This is a genomic window from Acinetobacter sp. AOR18_HL, from assembly GCF_027855145.1.
GTDB classification, from domain to species: Bacteria; Pseudomonadota; Gammaproteobacteria; order Pseudomonadales; family Moraxellaceae; genus Acinetobacter; species Acinetobacter pittii.
In genome coordinates, this window is record NZ_JAKTIG010000080.1 from 83,179 (window position 1) to 101,367 (window position 18,189).

Genomic DNA, 18,189 nt, shown 5'->3' on the forward strand with positions numbered 1-18,189 from the left:
GTGAATGGATGTATAAAATTGTAGAGGATGGTTGGGAACAGCTTGAGCAAGATGCGAAATACATCCGTGAACAAGTCTTTATTCAAGAGCAAGGAATTGCACCTGAAGATGAATGGGACGACTTGGATGCCACAGTTCTACATTTTATTGTCTATGACAAAGAGCAGCCTATCGCTACAGCACGTTTGTTGCCGCAGCATAGCGTAGGGCGTGTTGCTGTTTTAATGCCTTATCGAAAGCAGGGTATAGGTAAAATTTTAATGCAGCATATTATTGAATATGCGCGCCAACATAAATTGCCTTACTTAAAGCTTTCAGCACAATCCTATGTGACAGCTTTTTACGAAGCTTTAGGTTTTAAAGTGCAGGGGGAGGTTTATGAAGACTGTGGCATTCCACATATTGATATGGTTTTAGAGTTAAATTGAGACTTCTTTTTAGAAATCTCAATTTAGATTTATTTCATTGCATTCCAGCTTTCAATTGCCTGTAGTCCTGTTTCTAAACCAACTTCATAACTGTAGCGAAGCTTTTTCGGATTGGTAGTTAAACGGCCAGCCATATTCTTAAGAGGCGGTGGGCCAACTTCTAAAATTTGCTGGTCTGAGTTTTGACCACGAACAAACTCTACCGACGCGTTATAACGAGCACAACGGCTACGTAAGCTGTTTGCAAAACCATAATGATGTTTAAACGCATATTTTGCGAGGAATTGATCACCTAGACTACTTGCTTTGAAATAGTTTTTCGGACGAGTACGTAAAACTAACATTTTTTTGACGCCACTTTGCTGAGCTGTCCAGCGAACGGGTAAGGCATCTGCAACACCCCCATCAAAATAAGGTTCACCCATAATATCGACGGGATGACGCGTTAAAACTGGAATTGAGCTAGAAGCACGAAGCGCATTGAGTAAATTGTCTTTACCCGCACGAAGATATTCTGCATGACCTGTTTTGGCATGCGTCAACACCATATAAAAATCAGGATTTTTGGCAAAAAGACTCTGTTGATCAAGAGGATGCTCTTGCTCACCAATTTCCCACATCCATTTTAAATCAAGTAAATCGCCGCCCTTAAAAAAGCGCTTGTAATCGATAAATTCAGGACGCAGTGAATGATCAATATAAAATGTTAAAGTGCGGCCTTGCTGGCCTGCCAGATAGTTGGCGACATTAGTTGAACCAGACGATACACCAACATATAAATCGAATGGGTTGAACTGTTGTTGTAAAAACGCGTCAAGTACACCACTGGTAAAGGCACCACGCATGCCTCCACCTTCTACAACCAGTGCGTTGCGGGAAAAATCTGTCATTTGAAAAATATCTGATTACTGAGTTGATTGCTTATGTTCTTGCATATCCATTTCAGGCATGTTGTCACTATGTTGAGCGTGTTGCTCTGTAGAGTGTTCAGCCTTTTGCTGCATTTGCTCTTGTTGTGCTTTGCGCTGTGCACCTGGCATATAGTCAGGTTCATTACTCATTGCTAAATAAAAAAAGCCAAGGAAAATTGCACTTAAAACACCAACGATCAGAACAAATTTCCAGCCTAAAATTGCTGACTCGGAAGAATTTTTATCGGACATAAGAATTTCTCGAATGTGCTGTAGAAGCACAAAAATGAAGTCTATTTATAGCATATTTAGGCAGGGGGCAGGAATCTTAAAGGTCATAAAGAAAAACCCATATAAATAAAATATATTTATATGGGTAAGGTTTATGCAGTTTTTTAAATATTCAATAAGACTAAATTACTGAATATTTTGTTTCTGCTCAGCTTTGGTTTTTAGTAAAGCTGGTGGTGTAAAACGTTCACCATATTTGGCAGCCAATTCTTCTGCACGTTTTTGTGCTTTATCAGTACCATACTGATTTAGGAATTGAATTGCTCCTCCAGTCCAAGGTGCATAACCAATCCCAAAGATAGAACCGACATTGGCATCAATTACAGACTCCAATACGCCTTCTTCATAACAACGTAAAGTATCTAAGGCCTGTACAAACAGAATGCGATCAATCATATCTTGTTCAGAAATATCATGATCTTTTTTCCAGCGGTTTAAGCCTTCCCATAGATGCTTTTTACCATTTTCAGGGTATTCATAAAAACCAGCTCCAGCAGCTTTACCTTTACGGTTTAACTCATGAATCATGGTGTGAACCACTTCATCTACAGAAGTTTTAGGTAAATCTTTTCCTTCGGCTTGTAGAGCTTTGCGTGCTTCACTGGCAACATGTTCGGTTAATGTTAAAGATACTTCATCTTGAATAGCGAGGGGGCCAACTGGCATACCAGCTTTCAGTGCTGCCATTTCAATACGCGCTGGGTGGACACCTTCGGCAAGCAAGCGCATACCCTCTTGAATGAAAGTACCAAACACACGACTGGTAAAGAAACCACGGCTATCATTGACAACAATCGGTGTTTTTCCAATTTGTTGTACAAAGTCGTAAGCTTTGGCAAGTGTCTCTGCGGAGGTGTTTTTACCTTTAATAATCTCAACCAACTGCATTTTGTCGACAGGGCTAAAGAAATGCAGACCGATAAAAGCTTTATCATCCTTACTTGCCTGAGCTAAACCTGTAATTGGCAGGGTTGAGGTGTTTGATGCCATCACACCGTTAGGCGCTAGATATTGCTCGGCTTCTTGAGTGACTTTAGCTTTGAGTTCTTGATTTTCAAATACCGCTTCAATAATTAAATCACAACCTTGAAGATCTTGAGCGGAAGCTGTCGCCGTGATGAGAGATAAAATCTGATCACGTTTTTCTGCGGTCATGCGGCCTTGTGAAACACGTTTATCTAAGAGCTTTTGTGAGTAAGCTTTACCTTTCTCAGCATTTTCAACAGATACATCTTTAAGTACAACTGGAATGCCTTTAATGGCTGTTGAATAAGCAATACCTGCACCCATCATGCCTGCACCCAATACACCAACTTTAGTCGCTTGCCATTTTGGAACGTCGGCAGGACGACTAGCACCAGACTTAATTGCATTTAGACCATGCCAGAAAGTGCCGATCATATTTTTAGAAATTTGACCTGTTGTAAGCTGAGTAAAGTAGCGAGACTCAATACGTAAAGCAGTATCGACATCAACTTGTGCACCTTCAACTGCGGCAGCCATAATTGCTTCAGGGGCAGGGTAACAACCTTTGGTTTTGTCTTTTAACATGGCTGGTGCAATTGCAAGAACTTGTGCAACTGCTGGAGTTTTTGGATCGCCACCCGGAATTTTATAACCCTTCACATCAAATGGCTGCTGAGATTTTGGATTGGCCTTGATCCAAGCAATTGCTTTATCTAAAAGTTCTTGTTCATTTTCGGCAGTGTCATGAATTAAGCCTAAAGATTTTGCTTTATCAACACCGAACTGTTTGCCCTCCATTAAAAATGGGAACGCATTTTGAAGTCCGAGGAGACGTACCATACGCACAATACCGCCGCCACCCGGTAACAAACCTAAAGTAACTTCTGGTAGACCAAATTTGCTCTTCGGGTCATTGATTGCAATACGGTGATGGCAACTTAATGCAATTTCCCAACCACCGCCAAGTGCAGTGCCATTTAATGCTGCAATCACTGGAATCCCTAGTGTTTCAATTGTACGTAAATGACCTTTTAGCTTTTCAACCATATTGAAAAAGTCAGTTGCGTGTTCAGGCTGAACTTGGATTAGCTCATCTAAATCACCGCCTGCAAAGAAAGTTTTTTTAGCCGAGCGGAAAATAACACCTGAAAGTTCTGTTTCTGCTTTAAGTTTCTGAGTTGCTTCATCAAGCGAGTCACGAAACTCAGCATTCATAGTGTTCGCAGATTGACCAGTTGAATCAAGCGTTAAAATGACAATATTGTCGGCATTTTTTTCGTATTGAATTGCACTCATCTTTTATATCCCTAATTTTTATACGCGTTCAATAATGGTGGCAATACCCATCCCACCGCCAACACAGAGGGTCGCTAAACCGCGCTTTTTATCTTGTCGTTCAAGCTCATCAAGTAAAGTACCTAAAATCATGGCACCTGTTGCACCTAATGGATGACCTAAAGCAATCGCACCACCATTTACGTTGACTTTTTCAGTAGGGACATTGAGCTCATTAATAAAACGCATAACAACTGCTGCAAATGCCTCGTTGACTTCAAATAGGTCAATATCATCAATCGTGAGGCCAGCTTTTTCTAAAGCTTTACGTGCAGCAGGCGCAGGGCCAGTCAGCATAATGGTTGGGTCGGTACCAACTAATGCAGTCGCCAAAACTTTAGCGCGTGGTTTTAAGTTTTGTTCTTTTACCGCTTTTTCAGAAGCTAATAAAACTACAGCTGCTCCATCGACAATGCCTGATGAGTTACCTGCATGGTGAACATGATTGATTTTTTGTGCTTCTGGATATTTTTGTAAAGCGACTGCATCAAAGCCCATTTGGCCCATCATTTCAAAACTTGGGTTGAGCTTTGCTAGGCCTTCGAGTGTGGTATTGCCTTTAATAAATTCATCTTTCTCTAAAATCACCACACCTGCGTGATCTTTTACTGGTACGACTGAGTGATTGAAATAACCATTTGATTGAGCTGCTGCCGCTTTTTGTTGGGACTTTACAGCAAAATTATCAACATCTTCACGGCTATAGCCATCTAGGGTTGCAATGAGGTCAGCGCCGATACCTTGTGGAACAAATGATGACTTAAGATTTGTTTCTGGATCTAGAGCCCATGGTCCGCCATCGGAACCCATTGGAATGCGTGACATTGATTCAACGCCACCAGCAACTACTAAATCTTCCCAACCAGAGCGGACTTTCATGGCTGCCATGTTGACTGCTTCTAAACCTGATGCACAAAAGCGATTGATTTGCACCCCAGCAACATCATCATTCCAACCTGCTGCAATCGCTGCAGTTTTGGCAATATCACCACCTTGATCGCCAATTGGTGTTACACACCCCAAAACAATGTCATCGACTTTAGAGGTATCGAGTTGATGGCGTTGTTGTAATTCATTTAATAAGGTGGTCAATAATGTAATTGGTTTTACTTCGTAAAGAGAGCCATCTTTTTTTCCTTTTCCGCGTGGGGTGCGAATGGCATCAATAATATAAGCCTCGCTCATAACAGTTCCTTTTTTATTACTTAAACTTTGTTGTGTTTTGAGTGTACTGGTTTTAAAAGGCAACGCAATGACGATAAGCGCACCAGTCAGGTGATGATTTTTGCCAATAGAAATACAAAAAAGCCCAAGTTGAACTTGGGCTAAATGTGAAACTAAAGAGATTTGAGAATTAGTGATAACCATGTAGCTGGCGATATAGGCCAGGTGTTACACCCGTCCACTTTTTAAATGCGCGGTGGAAGGTACTGGTTTCACTAAAGCCAACTTGTTGAGCAACATCTTCAAGTGTTAACTCAGGGTTGAGTAACAAGTGAATTGCAGCATCTCGGCGTAAAGCATCTTTTACACCTTGGTAGCTTTTACCTTCGGCAGCCAAGCGGCGGCGTAAGGTTTGAGGAGATAAATATAACATTGATGCAACGTCATTAAGCGTTGGCATTTCTTCACCAATTTGGCTTTTGAGTACTTCACGAATACGAGAAGTTAGCGAGTTGGTGTTTTTGAATTTCACTAAAAGCTGAGCAGGAGCTGCTTTTAAGAATTCTTCTAGCGTTTTTTCATCTTGGCGGATTGGTAAATCAAGATAATCAGCTGCAAAGGTAATTTCAGTACGTGGTGCATCAAACTGCATGACTGGTGCAAAAAATAATGCATCATATTCATCGGCATGTGCAGGACGTGGATAGCTAAAATGAACGCGCTCTAATGGCAAACGACGTTCAATCAACCATGATGCTAGACCGTGCCAAATCATCAGCATACTTTCAGTAATGAAATGGTCTGGATCTAAAGTTTTCGGAATGAGGGGAACTAGACGTGCTTCATGTTTGTCACGCTCTAGAGTTACAGACCATTCATCGCCAAATAATTTGTAGAATTGAGATGACAGTTCAAGGGCTTGGCCCAATGTTTTTGCGTGAATAATCAACTGACACATAATGGCAAAAGTGCCCAGACGACGTGGTTGTACGTCAAATCCAACGTGTTCATCCTGTGTGACCATCCACAACATTTTTATAAAACGAGTGTATTGTTCTGGTGAGATTCGAGCTTTAGGTTGACGTAATAATTCCGCTTCAATACCCACATGTGAAAGGAGCATTTCAACATCCATGCCAAGGCGTTTTACGCCTGTCAAAGCCGCATTCACGAAGTGGATGCTAATCGTATCGCGACTCATATTGAATCCTTCAGTCTCTTTGATGTTCACTTTAAATTGACCTAAATGACCGTCTAAAAAAATAAATTGGCGATTTACAACAGAGTAAAAGCACTTTTTACATGTTAAATTGCCGAAATGATCAAGGTAAATGGCTGAACATGACATTGTTTTAGTATATTTGCTTAACTAATATAAAAGAAAATTCGAATAATAGTGGTTAAAAATACGATGACGACAGCATTAAATGGACTTAAAGTTCTCGATTTCTCGACGCTCTTACCTGGACCTTTTGCCACAATGTATTTGGCCGATATGGGAGCAGAAGTCATCCATATCGAATCTCCATCACGTCCTGATTTAATCCGAATCATGCCACCATATGCAAATGGTCAAGCAACAGCACATAGTTATTTAAACCGAAATAAACAGTCGATTGTTCTGGATTTAAAAGATAAAGCGAGTATTGATCTGATTAAAGCCAAAATTTCTGAGTTTGATATTGTCATAGAGCAGTTCCGACCTGATGTTATGCGTCGTCTCGGTTTAGACTACGCGACACTTGCCGAAATTAACCCACGTCTCATTTATTGTTCAATTACAGGTTATGGACAAACAGGGAGCTATAAAGACAGAGCTGGGCATGACATTAACTATTTAGCTTTAGCAGGTATTGCTGGATATAGCGGCCGACAAGACAGTGGTCCACCACCACTCGGTATTCAAGTTGCAGACATTGCAGGTGGTTCACTTCATGCTGTCATTGCAATTTTAGCTGCGGTTGTCGAACGTGGACGTAGTGGAATGGGACAATATATTGATATTTCCATGACCGATTGTGTTGCTAGCCTCAATAGTATGGCCGCATCCGCTACACTTGCGGCACAAGTTGAACAGGCTCCAGAGCATGGCATGCTCAATGGCGGTATTTTTTATGACTATTATATGACTCAAGATGGTCGTTATCTTTCAATAGGTAGTCTTGAGCCACAATTTATGTCTGGTTTATCAGTGGCGCTTGATTTGCCTTTATTATTACAAAAAGGTGCTTCCTTAGATGTCGAAGACCGACAGGAAGTTAAACAAGCTATTCAAGAGAAAATTAAAACGAAATCATTTAAAGAATGGCATGAAATTTTTGCAAATCTTGATGTGTGTGTAGAACCTGTTTTAAGCCTAACTGAGTCCTTGAACTCGCCTTTAGCACAAGAACGTGGATGGATTGTGGATGTACCTTTGCAAAATAATACAGTGGATACAGAACCACAATTGGCTTGTCCAATTAAGTTTTCAAGATCGAAAATGAGATATTCCTTTATAGGTCAAAAACTTGGTGAAGGGCAGTGGTAAAGAGCTGGGGCCATTTTTCATACAATGTGTATTAAGATTATTATTAGATTAATCAATCGATTAACATTTTGAATAATTTCTTTACATAAAATTAGCGTACCCTTTATAAACAAAGACATAAAAGGTATGTAAACATGAAAACACATAAATCCTTGATGGCTTCCTGTTTATCCGTTTTATCAATTACTCTTTTTATACAGCATGCACAAGCTGCTGCTGCATTCGACCCAAATAGTCCTTGGATGTTGGGTGATTGGAACGGTCAACGCACCGCGTTACAAGCACAAGGTTATGATTTTTCTTTTGGATATACCGGCGAATATGCCGGTATTTTAGATTCAAAAAATACGTCTACGCATGGTAGTGCTTATACGGGGCAACTTGCACTAGGAACTCATTTTGACCTAAATAAAATTTTAGGTTGGCAAGATACTGAAGCTCAAATCACATTAACATATCGTGATGGGCAGTCGCTTTCTGAACATTCACCAGCTTTAGCAGGGCACTTAAGCTCGGTGCAAGAAGTGTGGGGGCGTGAGCAAACTTGGCGTTTAACAGATTTATGGATCAAGAAGAAATTCCTTGACCAGAAGTTAGATGTGAAAGTTGGTCGTTTTGGTGAAGGTGAAGACTTTAATAGTTTTGACTGTGATTTCCAGAACTTGGCACTTTGTGGTTCGCAGGTCGGTAACTGGGTGGGCGATCAGTGGTATAACTGGCCAGTAAGCCAATGGGCAATGCGTGTTAAATATAACTTGCAGCCTGATTTATATACGCAAGTTGGTGTATATGAATACAACCCGGAAAATCTGGACCGAGGTAAAGGTTTTAACTTAAGTACTGATGGTTCTCACGGTGCAATTATTCCTGCCGAAGTAGTTTGGTCACCTAAATTAGGTGTTCAAAGTATGGCTGGTGAATACCGTTTAGGTTATTACTACAGCACTGCTGACGCCGAAGAAATTACGAATAAGGCTCAAACATCTCATAAACAAGGGGTGTGGGTAACTGCAAAACAAAAATTATTCCAGCCTGCTGATCAAACAGATCGCGGTTTGACAGGTTTTGTGAATCTGACTTTCCACGACTCTGATACCAACAAAATTGATAACATGCAAAATGTAGGCTTGGTCTATAAAGGTTTGCTCAATCAACGTCCTCAAGATGAGTTGGCACTCGGTGTGGCTCGTATCCATATCAATGATGATTGGAACGATGTTCAAACTAAAGAATATGACACTGAATACAATACCGAGCTTTACTACGGTATTCATGCCACTAACTGGTTAACTATTCGTCCAAATGTGCAATATGTTCGTCATGTTGGTGCATTAAAAAATGGTGATAACACTTGGGTTGGCGGTATTAAATTCTCAACTGCATTCTAAGCGTAATTACTCCGAAAAACGGATTGTCGAGGGCTAAATCATTGATTGAATTATCCTGACCTTCCGTTTTTTCTTGATGCCTGAATTTGTTTTAGATGTATTGGTGATGCCATTTTTCTATAAGGTTCTTGGCACATCTTTCCTATAAAAATGATGATTGATAAGAGGTGGTTTATGAATCAACCTACTTCAAGATCAGGTTTAACGACTTTTACCGTAATTATTATTGGGTTACTGGCGTTATTCCTGTTAATTGGAGGTATTTGGCTCGCTACACTAGGCGGTTCAATTTACTACATTATAGCTGGAGTATTACTCCTCATTGTTGCATGGCAACTCTACAAGCGTGCTTCTACTGCTTTGTGGTTTTATGCTGCATTAATGCTAGGAACTATTATCTGGAGTGTCTGGGAAGTTGGAACAGACTTTTGGGCGCTTGCACCACGTTTAGATATTTTAGGTATTCTTGGTTTATGGTTATTGGTTCCGGCTGTAACTCGTGGAATCAACAACCTTGGATCAAGTAAGATTGCCTTATCTTCAACTTTAGCAATTGCAATCGTGTTGATGGTTTATTCTATCTTCAATGATCCGCAAGAAATTAATGGTGAAATCAAAACACCTCAACCAGAAACAGCTCAAGCCGTGCCTGGTGTTGCTGAAAGTGATTGGCCAGCTTATGGTCGTACTCAAGCAGGTGTGCGTTATTCTCCATTGAAACAGATCAATGATCAAAACGTAAAAGACTTGAAAGTTGCCTGGACTTTACGTACTGGCGATCTTAAGACAGATAACGACTCTGGCGAAACGACCAATCAGGTTACACCGATTAAAATCGGTAACAACATGTTTATCTGTACAGCTCACCAGCAGTTAATTGCGATTGATCCTGCTACAGGTAAAGAAAAATGGCGTTTTGATCCGAAACTTAAAACGGATAAATCGTTCCAGCATTTAACTTGTCGTGGTGTGATGTACTACGATGCAAACAATACAACTGAGTTTGCAACGAGTCTTCAAAGCAAGAAATCTAGCTCTACACAATGTCCACGTAAGGTATTTGTACCAGTCAACGATGGCCGTTTAGTGGCTGTAAATGCTGACACTGGTAAAGCATGTACTGACTTTGGTCAAAATGGTCAAGTGAACTTACAAGAGTTCATGCCATATGCTTATCCAGGCGGTTATAACCCGACATCTCCTGGTATCGTGACTGGTTCAACTGTTGTGATTGCTGGTTCGGTAACAGATAACTACTCAAATAAAGAGCCATCTGGTGTGATTCGTGGATACGACGTTAACACTGGTAAACTTCTTTGGGTATTTGATACTGGCGCAGCAGATCCAAATGCAATGCCGGGCGAAGGAACTACTTTTGTTCATAACTCACCAAATGCGTGGGCACCTTTAGCATACGATGCCAAACTTGATATTGTTTATGTACCAACAGGTGTAGGTACACCAGATATCTGGGGGGGTGACCGTACCGAGCTGAAAGAGCGTTATGCAAACTCAATGTTAGCGATTAATGCTTCTACTGGTAAATTAGTGTGGAACTTCCAGACAACCCATCACGATTTATGGGATATGGACGTACCATCTCAACCATCTTTAGCTGATATCAAAAACAAAGCTGGCCAAACTGTTCCTGCAATCTATGTATTGACGAAAACAGGTAATGCCTTTGTGCTTGATCGCCGTAATGGTCAACCGATTGTTCCTGTAACTGAGAAACCAGTTCCACAAACAGTTAAACGTGGACCACAAACTAAAGGTGAGTTCTATTCAAAAACTCAGCCATTCTCTGACTTGAACTTGGCTCCACAAGATAAATTGACTGATAAAGACATGTGGGGTGCCACTATGCTTGATCAGCTCATGTGTCGTGTATCTTTCAAACGTCTAAATTACGATGGTATTTATACGCCACCATCTGAAAACGGTACTTTAGTTTTCCCTGGTAACTTAGGTGTATTTGAATGGGGCGGTATGTCAGTTAACCCTGATCGTCAGGTTGCTGTAATGAACCCGATTGGTCTGCCATTCGTCAGTCGTTTAATTCCTGCTGATCCAAACCGTGCACAAACTGCAAAAGGTGCAGGAACTGAGCAGGGCGTACAACCGATGTACGGCGTACCGTATGGTGTTGAAATTAGCGCATTCTTATCTCCGCTTGGTTTACCTTGTAAACAACCGGCTTGGGGCTATGTAGCTGGCGTTGATTTGAAAACTCATGAAGTGGTATGGAAAAAACGTATTGGTACAATCCGTGATAGCTTGCCGAACTTGTTCCAGTTACCAGCTGTGAAAATTGGTGTGCCTGGTTTAGGTGGTTCAATTTCTACTGCCGGTAATGTCATGTTTGTTGGTGCAACTCAAGATAACTACTTACGTGCGTTTAACGTTACTAACGGTAAGAAACTTTGGGAAGCGCGTTTACCAGCAGGTGGACAAGCAACACCAATGACTTATGAAATCAATGGTAAGCAATATGTTGTGATCATGGCTGGTGGTCATGGTTCATTTGGTACGAAAATGGGCGACTATTTAGTGGCTTATGCCTTACCAGATAACAAATAAAAAGCTTTTATAGAAAGGGCCTGGATTTATCCGGGCTTTTTTTATGTCGATTTATATTAAAGCTTATCAATAAAACCGTTATTAAATATGCAAAAAAAGCATTTTATTGATGAATAAAAGCTCGCTATGCTATCCGCCTTAATAATGAATCTACTAGCCATACGCCATGTATTTATATACCGATTTCGACCAGCAGCTTGTTAATGAGCGAGTTGCTCAGTTCCGTGATCAAACAGAACGCTATTTAGCTGGCAAACTTTCTGAAGATGAATATCGTCCATTACGTTTGCAAAATGGTTTATATGTGCAACGTTATGCGCCTATGCTGCGTATTGCTGTGCCGTATGGCTTAATGAATTCTAAACAATTACGTAAAGTCGCTGAAGTTTCAACTGCTTATGACCGTGGTTATGCACATGTATCTACACGTCAAAACATTCAGTTAAACTGGCCTGCACTTGAAGATGTGCCAGACATTTTGGCTGAACTTGCAACTGTACAAATGCATGCCATTCAAACCAGTGGTAACTGTATTCGTAACACGACAACTGACCAATATGCAGGTGTGGTTGCTGGTGAAATTGCAGACCCACGTCCAACATGTGAGTTGATTCGTCAGTGGAGTACATTCCACCCAGAATTTGCATTCTTGCCACGTAAGTTCAAAATTGCTGTTTCTGCACTTGAAGAAAAAGATCGTGCGGCAACTGCATTCCACGATATTGGTGTTTATATCGTGCGTAATGAAGCAGGTGAAATCGGCTATAAAATTATGGCTGGTGGTGGTTTAGGCCGTACCCCAATCATCGGTAGCGTGATTCGTGAGTTTTTACCACGTGAAGATTTAATTGCTTACTTAGAAGCGGTTTTACGTGTTTATAACTTGCATGGTCGTCGTGATAACAAATATAAAGCACGTATCAAAATTCTAGTTAAAGCATTAACTCCTGAAGTGTTTGCACAGAAAGTTGAAGCTGAATTCGAACATACACGTGAAGCATTGAAGATTCAGCCAGAAATCTTGAAAAAACTGGATGAAGAGTTCACTCCATTTGCTTACCAAGATTTGACAGATGAAGACTTCACAGCTTTATTTGCTGAACATCCAAAATTCAAACAGTGGTTCAATATCAACACGCATGCGCATAAAGTGAAGGGCTATCGTATTGTTACGATTTCTCTAAAACGCGCAGGTATTGCGCCAGGTGATATGACCACCGAAGAAATGAACTTTATTGCAGATCTTGCTGATAAATATACGTTTGGTGAACTTCGCACGACTCACGAACAAAACATTGCTTTGGCAGATGTACCTCAAAAAGATTTGTTCGATGTATGGCAAGCGCTTGAACAACAAAATATGGCACGCGCACATATCGGCTTTATTACCGATATCATTAGTTGCCCAGGCGGTGATTTCTGTTCACTTGCAAATGCGAAATCAATTCCAATTGCTGAAGCGATTACACGTCGTTTTGATGACTTAGACAAAGTTTATGATCTTGGTCATTTGGATCTAAATATTTCTGGTTGTATGAATGCTTGTGGTCACCACCATGTAGGTAACATCGGTATTTTAGGTGTAGATAAGAAAGGCGCTGAGTTCTATCAAATTACATTAGGTGGTAATTCAGACCATGATGCATCAATCGGTGACATCTTGGGTCCTTCATTTGCAGCAGATGCTGTGCCTGATGTTATTGAAGAAGTATTGAATACTTATCTTGATCTACGTACTGAAGGTGAGCGTTTTGTTGATACATATCGCCGTGTAGGAATTCAACCATTTAAGGAGCGTGCATATGCTTAATACAGCTCTACCAGTGCTTTATAAAGATGGCACGATTGCAGATAATACTTATCAAATCATTGCTGAAGATGGTGTTATTCCCCAAGGTGATGTTGTGGTCACAACAGCTCAACTCGATCAATTAGCTAACGTTCAAGGCAAAAAAGCTTTGTATGTGACCGTAAATGATTCACCTGAAGAGCACACATTTCCATTAAATGAACTTGATGCAATCTTCATTGAATTTGCAGGTTTTGGTGATGGTCGTGGTTATTCATTTGCTGCACTATTGCGCCGTCAAGGTTTCCAAGGCGAATTGCGTGCAACTGGTGATGTGTTTAAGGATGTCTTAAACTACTTGAAACGTTCAGGTTTTGATAGTTTTGTGATTAAAGAAGGTAAAGATGTGCAAGAAGCGGCAGCTGGTTTGCAAGACTTTACCAACCCATACCAAGCTTCAACAGCCGTACCACAAGCAAGTTATCAAACTGGTGCTTAAATAGTTTTTAAATATAAAGGCTGAACTCAGGTTCAGCTTTTTTTTATGAATAATTTTTAAATGACTCAACTGAAGAACAACAATGTTAGGTTTAATTTCAAAAATAAATTCTGGTGCTTGGTGGCTACTTTTTGCTATTGCGACAGATGTACTCTCAACATTTTATTCTGCTAAGGGGAATGGCTTAGTCAATAAAACAGCTCAGGGTATTGCTCTGGTCTTGTATATTATTTCTTTTGCATGCGCTGCTATTGCTTTGAAATATATGCAAGCTGGAATCTTATATGTGCTTTGGTCTGGGATAGGTGTATTAGCAACAGCTTTTTTGGCAAAGATTTTTCTTGGTCAGAATATCGATGTGGCAGGATGGGTGGGAATTGGTTTTATTACTGTAGGTTTAATGATTATTGCGCAATATTCCAATATCGATGTTTAAAGTCCTTATAGAAATAGTAAGTATCTCTATAAGGGCTAAATATTGAAAATATTAGGTATCAAGCTGGCAGTTAACCATCCACTTTATACCGAACTGATCGGTAAATGCGCCGTACAATGCACCCCAGAATGTTTTTTCTAAAGGCATTTCAATTTGACCATTAACAGATAACGCATCAAAAAGTTGTTTTGCTTTTTCTTGCTCATCTTTTTCAAGGTTGATCGAGATGTAGTGATTATTTCCTTGGGTAAAAACGCTGTTAGGGGCACAAAACTGATCATTTGTATCTGAGGCCATAAGCACAGTGTACTCATTAATCGGTAAAGAAACATGTAGAACCAGATTTTTGTCGGCTTCCGATAATGTCACACCTTCAGGCGCTGGCATATCACCATAACGGCTTAACATACCAAATTCACCACCAAATACTGACTTATAAAAGTTAAAGGCTTGTTCTGCTTGACCTTGGAAATTGAGATAGTGATTGAGTTGCATTGTTATTGTCCATTGTTGTTTTCGTTTAAAGGAATAAGTTAAAACTTAAAAGTGATTTTGTGGGTCATTTTTTGTAGTTTTTTCATAAAAAATCCCACCGAAGTGGGATTTTAAAATAATGAATTTGGATTAAATGAGTTCAATTGCAACTGCTGTTGCCTCACCACCACCAATACAGAGTGCAGCAATACCTTTTTTACCGCCAGTACGTTTCAGTGCATGAATAAGTGTAAGAATAATACGAGAGCCCGTAGAACCTACAGGGTGACCTAGTGCACAAGCACCACCATTGATATTTACTTTCTCTGCATCAAGTTTGAAATCATCAATTGGGCACATGGTAACCATAGCAAACGCTTCGTTAATTTCCCACAGGTCAACATCTTGCGCATTCCATCCCGCTTTTTTAAGCACTTTTTCGATAGCACCAACTGGAGCGATCGTAAATTCTGAAGGATGCTGAGAGTTTGACGCTGTTGCGATAATTTTTGCAAGCGGTTGCAAACCGCGCTGTGCTGCAACTTCACTTGAAGTTAATATTAATGCAGATGCACCATCCGAAATAGAACTTGCATTTGCGGCGGTAATCGTACCGTCTTTTGCAAAAGCTGGTTTGAGTGAAGGAATCTTGTCAATCTTGGCATTTAAAGGTTGTTCATCCTGATCAACAACGACATCACCTTTACGACTAGGTACAGTAACTGGAACGATTTCGTCTTTGAAATAACCTTCAGTAATTGCTGTTTGAGCACGTTTTAAAGAGCGAATCGCAAAGTCATCCATTTGTTCACGTGTATAGCCACGAGTATTGGCCATATCTTGAGCAAATGAACCCATTAAACGCCCAGTTTCAGCATCTTCAAGCCCATCAAAGAACATATGATCTTTAATTTCGCCATGGCCCATGCGATAGCCAGCTCGTGCTTTTGGTAAAACATAAGGTGCATTTGTCATAGACTCCATACCGCCAGCAACAACAACTTCAGCACTACCTGCTTTAATCATATCAGCGGCTTGCATAACAGCTTTCATGCCAGAACCACAAAGCTTGTTAATCGTTACTGCACCTGTAGAGTCTGGTAAGCCAGCTTTACGCATCGCTTGACGTGCTGGACCTTGCTTTAGGCCAGCAGGCAGTACACAACCCATAATGACTTCTTCGACATCAGTAGGCTGTAAACCTGCTCGTGCGATTGCTTCTTTAATCGTTACAGCACCTAATTCAGGCGCTGTAAGTCCTGATAGTGATCCTTGAAAACCACCCATGGCAGTACGAGCACCATTTACAATTACGATGTCAGTCATTGTTGTAATCTCCGATTGTTCTTAATCTCAAAATAAGAAATGTTTAAAACCTAGGCAGTATATTGCAAAAATCAAAGAGAGATATCTTCTGCATTAGACTGTAGAGTTCTAACAATTTTTAAGGTCTTCTAAACGGGTGTGTCCCATTTTGCTGAGAATTAATTTAAAGTTTTTAAGCTGGTTATAAGAACAGTAAGTAAAAGTGCCGTTAGATTCGCGTGGGAGTCCTGTGTCGCCCTGAAATACAATACTATTTAGTTTTTTTCCAAACTTTTGAAATTTTAAAGAACCGTAGCGATGAGCAAATTCAACATTGGTTAATACTTCTTCATTATTTTCTCTTTGTAGATTCTGATTCGTGTCTACAAAGCTTATAAGACTTGTATCCCAGTTACTATTACATGTAGACAAATCAACACTTGGGCAAAGTACGACACTCTTATGTCGTAGAATTGCGTCGTATTTGGCTTTTTGTATATGAATTGTGAGTAGTCGAGACGAATTTTTTAATTCTACAGAAGCCATAAATTGATGATATAAAGGAAGCGCTATAGTGGCCATAATCATAAGAATTGCGAGCGTTATAGCGAGTTCCAACAACGTGAAACCGGGAGATTTAAACATTAAAATTCCTTAATATATAAATAGGTATTTTGATTTTATGCTTTCTATCAATGATTTATAATGATTTTTATAGTGAGGAAACACAAAATTAAATAAAGGTTATCAGGATGCTAGAATACTGGTAAAATCACCGTAAGCGAAAGAAAGAAGTTGTTCATATTTGCTAGTTGAGTGAAAAATTACCGAATTACAACGGAAATTGTAAGTAATTTTGTCAATAATTTACTTGATTAAAATTATCAAGCACTTGGAAAGTCTATCAAGTGTTTGTATGATTCAAATGTGAATAGCTTAAAAATAATACTGGGGTGAAAATATCTCAGGGGCCAATAAATTTAGGCTGAGCTTGAACAACAATTGTTATCTCTGGAGGATATCCATGAAATTGAGTCGTATTGCACTTGCTATGCTTGTCGCTGCTCCATTAGCTGCTGCTAATGCTGGCGTAACTGTTACTCCATTATTGCTTGGTTACACTTTCCAAGACAGCCAACACAACAATGGTGGTGACAAAGGCGAGTTAACTAACGGACCTGAATTACAAGACGATTTATTCGTTGGTGCAGCTCTTGGTATTGAGTTAACACCATGGTTAGGTTTCGAAGCTGAATATAACCAAGTTAAAGGTGATGTAGATCCTAACTACGGTGAATACAAACAAAAACAAATCAATGGTAATTTCTATGTTACTTCTGATTTAATCACAAAAAACTATGACAGCAAAATTAAGCCATATGTATTGTTAGGTGCTGGTCACTACAAATATGAGTTTGATGATGCTCGTTTAGCATATCATGATGGCGAAGAAGGTACTTTAGGTAACGCAGGTGTAGGTGCTTTCTACCGCTTGAACGATGCTTTATCTCTTCGTACAGAAGCTCGTGGTACTTATAACTTTGACGAAAAATTCTGGAACTATACAGCTCTTGCTGGTTTGAACGTAGTTCTTGGTGGTCACTTGAAGCCTGCTGCTCCTGTAGTGGAAGTTGCTCCAGTTGAACCAACTCCAGTTGCTCCACAACCACAAGAGTTAACTGAAGATCTTAACATGGAACTTCGCGTGTTCTTTGATACTAACAAATCAAATATCAAAGACCAATACAAACCAGAAATCGCTAAAGTTGCTGAGAAGTTAACTGAATACCCTAACGCTACTGCACGTATCGAAGGTCACACAGATAACACTGGTCCACGTAAATTGAACGAACGTTTATCTTTAGCTCGTGCTAACTCTGTTAAATCAGCTCTTGTAAACGAATACAACGTTGATGCATCTCGTTTGTCTACTCAAGGCTTCGCTTGGGATCAACCGATTGCTGACAACAAAACTAAAGAAGGTCGTGCTATGAACCGTCGTGTATTCGCGACAATCACTGGTAGCCGTACTGTAGTTGTTCAACCTGGTCAACAAGCTCAATAATTTGAGTTTTTGAACAGTAAAAAAGCGA

General features: G+C 40.1%; 16 protein-coding genes. 8 read left to right on the forward strand and 8 right to left on the reverse strand.

Annotation, left to right across the window (positions count from 1 at the left end; translation table 11 throughout):
- Nucleotides 1–8 precede the first annotated feature (8 nt).
- Nucleotides 9–428: a GNAT family N-acetyltransferase gene (locus tag MKL51_RS19200; RefSeq protein WP_017482173.1), complete on the forward strand. Its 420-nt coding sequence runs from the start codon at nt 9–11 to the stop codon at nt 426–428.
- Nucleotides 429–457: 29 nt separating this feature from the next.
- Here MKL51_RS19200 and MKL51_RS19205 read toward each other — a convergent pair whose 3' ends face one another.
- The 5 genes from MKL51_RS19205 to MKL51_RS19225 form a co-directional block, all read right to left on the reverse strand.
- On the reverse strand, nt 458–1,318 hold the full coding sequence (locus MKL51_RS19205; RefSeq protein ID WP_032006047.1) for a patatin-like phospholipase family protein: 861 nt from the start codon (nt 1,316–1,318) through the stop codon (nt 458–460).
- A gap of 15 nt (nt 1,319–1,333) precedes the next feature.
- Nucleotides 1,334–1,591 carry a hypothetical protein gene (locus MKL51_RS19210; RefSeq protein WP_001280981.1) on the reverse strand — a complete coding sequence of 86 codons (258 nt, stop codon included), beginning with the start codon at nt 1,589–1,591 and terminating at the stop codon, nt 1,334–1,336.
- Between the two features lie 165 nt (nt 1,592–1,756).
- Nucleotides 1,757–3,892, reverse strand: a complete 2,136-nt coding sequence (locus tag MKL51_RS19215) for a 3-hydroxyacyl-CoA dehydrogenase NAD-binding domain-containing protein (protein ID WP_032052665.1) — start codon at nt 3,890–3,892, stop codon at nt 1,757–1,759.
- An 18-nt stretch (nt 3,893–3,910) separates the two neighbouring features.
- The gene (locus MKL51_RS19220; protein ID WP_025468516.1) at nt 3,911–5,116 is read right to left on the reverse strand and encodes an acetyl-CoA C-acetyltransferase; all 1,206 of its coding nucleotides are present in this window, start codon (nt 5,114–5,116) and stop codon (nt 3,911–3,913) included.
- Between the two features lie 169 nt (nt 5,117–5,285).
- Nucleotides 5,286–6,296, reverse strand: coding sequence for an AraC family transcriptional regulator (locus tag MKL51_RS19225; protein ID WP_002116561.1), 1,011 nt, complete (start codon nt 6,294–6,296; stop codon nt 5,286–5,288).
- 210 nt (nt 6,297–6,506) lie between these two features.
- Between MKL51_RS19225 and MKL51_RS19230 the strand changes: the two genes are divergently transcribed.
- The 6 genes from MKL51_RS19230 to MKL51_RS19255 all read left to right on the forward strand — a co-directional run bounded on the left by MKL51_RS19230 (nt 6,507) and on the right by MKL51_RS19255 (nt 14,317).
- Nucleotides 6,507–7,625 carry a CaiB/BaiF CoA transferase family protein gene (locus MKL51_RS19230; RefSeq protein WP_032006043.1) on the forward strand — a complete coding sequence of 373 codons (1,119 nt, stop codon included), beginning with the start codon at nt 6,507–6,509 and terminating at the stop codon, nt 7,623–7,625.
- A gap of 155 nt (nt 7,626–7,780) precedes the next feature.
- Nucleotides 7,781–9,013: a carbohydrate porin gene (locus tag MKL51_RS19235; protein ID WP_080947650.1), complete on the forward strand. Its 1,233-nt coding sequence runs from the start codon at nt 7,781–7,783 to the stop codon at nt 9,011–9,013.
- 174 nt (nt 9,014–9,187) lie between these two features.
- Nucleotides 9,188–11,593, forward strand: coding sequence for a glucose/quinate/shikimate family membrane-bound PQQ-dependent dehydrogenase (locus MKL51_RS19240; protein WP_032006039.1), 2,406 nt, complete (start codon nt 9,188–9,190; stop codon nt 11,591–11,593).
- 166 nt (nt 11,594–11,759) lie between these two features.
- Nucleotides 11,760–13,403: a nitrite/sulfite reductase gene (locus tag MKL51_RS19245; protein ID WP_032006037.1), complete on the forward strand. Its 1,644-nt coding sequence runs from the start codon at nt 11,760–11,762 to the stop codon at nt 13,401–13,403.
- Complete coding sequence (locus tag MKL51_RS19250; protein WP_017400273.1) at nt 13,396–13,881, forward strand: DUF934 domain-containing protein; 486 nt, start codon at nt 13,396–13,398, stop codon at nt 13,879–13,881. The genes MKL51_RS19245 and MKL51_RS19250 overlap by 8 nt, the downstream gene beginning before the upstream one ends.
- Before the next feature lie 82 nt (nt 13,882–13,963).
- Complete coding sequence (locus MKL51_RS19255; protein WP_032042223.1) at nt 13,964–14,317, forward strand: DMT family transporter; 354 nt, start codon at nt 13,964–13,966, stop codon at nt 14,315–14,317.
- Nucleotides 14,318–14,368: 51 nt separating this feature from the next.
- On the opposite strand, the gene MKL51_RS19260 is transcribed toward MKL51_RS19255, so the two are convergent.
- The 3 genes from MKL51_RS19260 to MKL51_RS19270 form a co-directional block, all read right to left on the reverse strand.
- On the reverse strand, nt 14,369–14,812 hold the full coding sequence (locus MKL51_RS19260) for a VOC family protein (RefSeq protein ID WP_005072758.1): 444 nt from the start codon (nt 14,810–14,812) through the stop codon (nt 14,369–14,371).
- Nucleotides 14,813–14,941: 129 nt separating this feature from the next.
- Entirely contained in the window at nt 14,942–16,117 is a 1,176-nt protein-coding gene (locus MKL51_RS19265) for a thiolase family protein (RefSeq protein ID WP_270904387.1), read from the reverse strand.
- Nucleotides 16,118–16,225: 108 nt separating this feature from the next.
- Nucleotides 16,226–16,741 carry a GspH/FimT family pseudopilin gene (locus tag MKL51_RS19270; RefSeq protein WP_017400271.1) on the reverse strand — a complete coding sequence of 172 codons (516 nt, stop codon included), beginning with the start codon at nt 16,739–16,741 and terminating at the stop codon, nt 16,226–16,228.
- A gap of 379 nt (nt 16,742–17,120) precedes the next feature.
- On the opposite strand from MKL51_RS19270, the gene omp38 reads away from it, so the two are divergent.
- Nucleotides 17,121–18,161: an outer membrane protein Omp38 gene (gene omp38, locus MKL51_RS19275; protein WP_002116311.1), complete on the forward strand. Its 1,041-nt coding sequence runs from the start codon at nt 17,121–17,123 to the stop codon at nt 18,159–18,161.
- Nucleotides 18,162–18,189: the final 28 nt, after the last annotated feature.

Coding starts and splice junctions, on each gene's coding strand:
- MKL51_RS19230 (WP_032006043.1), top strand. CDS start 6,507: ATGACGACAGCATTAAATGGACTTAAAGTTCTCGATTTCTCGACGCTC.
- MKL51_RS19240 (WP_032006039.1), top strand. CDS start 9,188: ATGAATCAACCTACTTCAAGATCAGGTTTAACGACTTTTACCGTAATT.
- MKL51_RS19210 (WP_001280981.1), bottom strand. CDS start 1,591: ATGTCCGATAAAAATTCTTCCGAGTCAGCAATTTTAGGCTGGAAATTT.
- MKL51_RS19220 (WP_025468516.1), bottom strand. CDS start 5,116: ATGAGCGAGGCTTATATTATTGATGCCATTCGCACCCCACGCGGAAAA.
- omp38 (WP_002116311.1), top strand. CDS start 17,121: ATGAAATTGAGTCGTATTGCACTTGCTATGCTTGTCGCTGCTCCATTA.
- MKL51_RS19200 (WP_017482173.1), top strand. CDS start 9: ATGTATAAAATTGTAGAGGATGGTTGGGAACAGCTTGAGCAAGATGCG.
- MKL51_RS19270 (WP_017400271.1), bottom strand. CDS start 16,741: ATGTTTAAATCTCCCGGTTTCACGTTGTTGGAACTCGCTATAACGCTC.
- MKL51_RS19205 (WP_032006047.1), bottom strand. CDS start 1,318: ATGACAGATTTTTCCCGCAACGCACTGGTTGTAGAAGGTGGAGGCATG.
- MKL51_RS19225 (WP_002116561.1), bottom strand. CDS start 6,296: ATGAGTCGCGATACGATTAGCATCCACTTCGTGAATGCGGCTTTGACA.
- MKL51_RS19235 (WP_080947650.1), top strand. CDS start 7,781: ATGGCTTCCTGTTTATCCGTTTTATCAATTACTCTTTTTATACAGCAT.
- MKL51_RS19245 (WP_032006037.1), top strand. CDS start 11,760: ATGTATTTATATACCGATTTCGACCAGCAGCTTGTTAATGAGCGAGTT.
- MKL51_RS19250 (WP_017400273.1), top strand. CDS start 13,396: ATGCTTAATACAGCTCTACCAGTGCTTTATAAAGATGGCACGATTGCA.
- MKL51_RS19255 (WP_032042223.1), top strand. CDS start 13,964: ATGTTAGGTTTAATTTCAAAAATAAATTCTGGTGCTTGGTGGCTACTT.
- MKL51_RS19215 (WP_032052665.1), bottom strand. CDS start 3,892: ATGAGTGCAATTCAATACGAAAAAAATGCCGACAATATTGTCATTTTA.
- MKL51_RS19260 (WP_005072758.1), bottom strand. CDS start 14,812: ATGCAACTCAATCACTATCTCAATTTCCAAGGTCAAGCAGAACAAGCC.
- MKL51_RS19265 (WP_270904387.1), bottom strand. CDS start 16,117: ATGACTGACATCGTAATTGTAAATGGTGCTCGTACTGCCATGGGTGGT.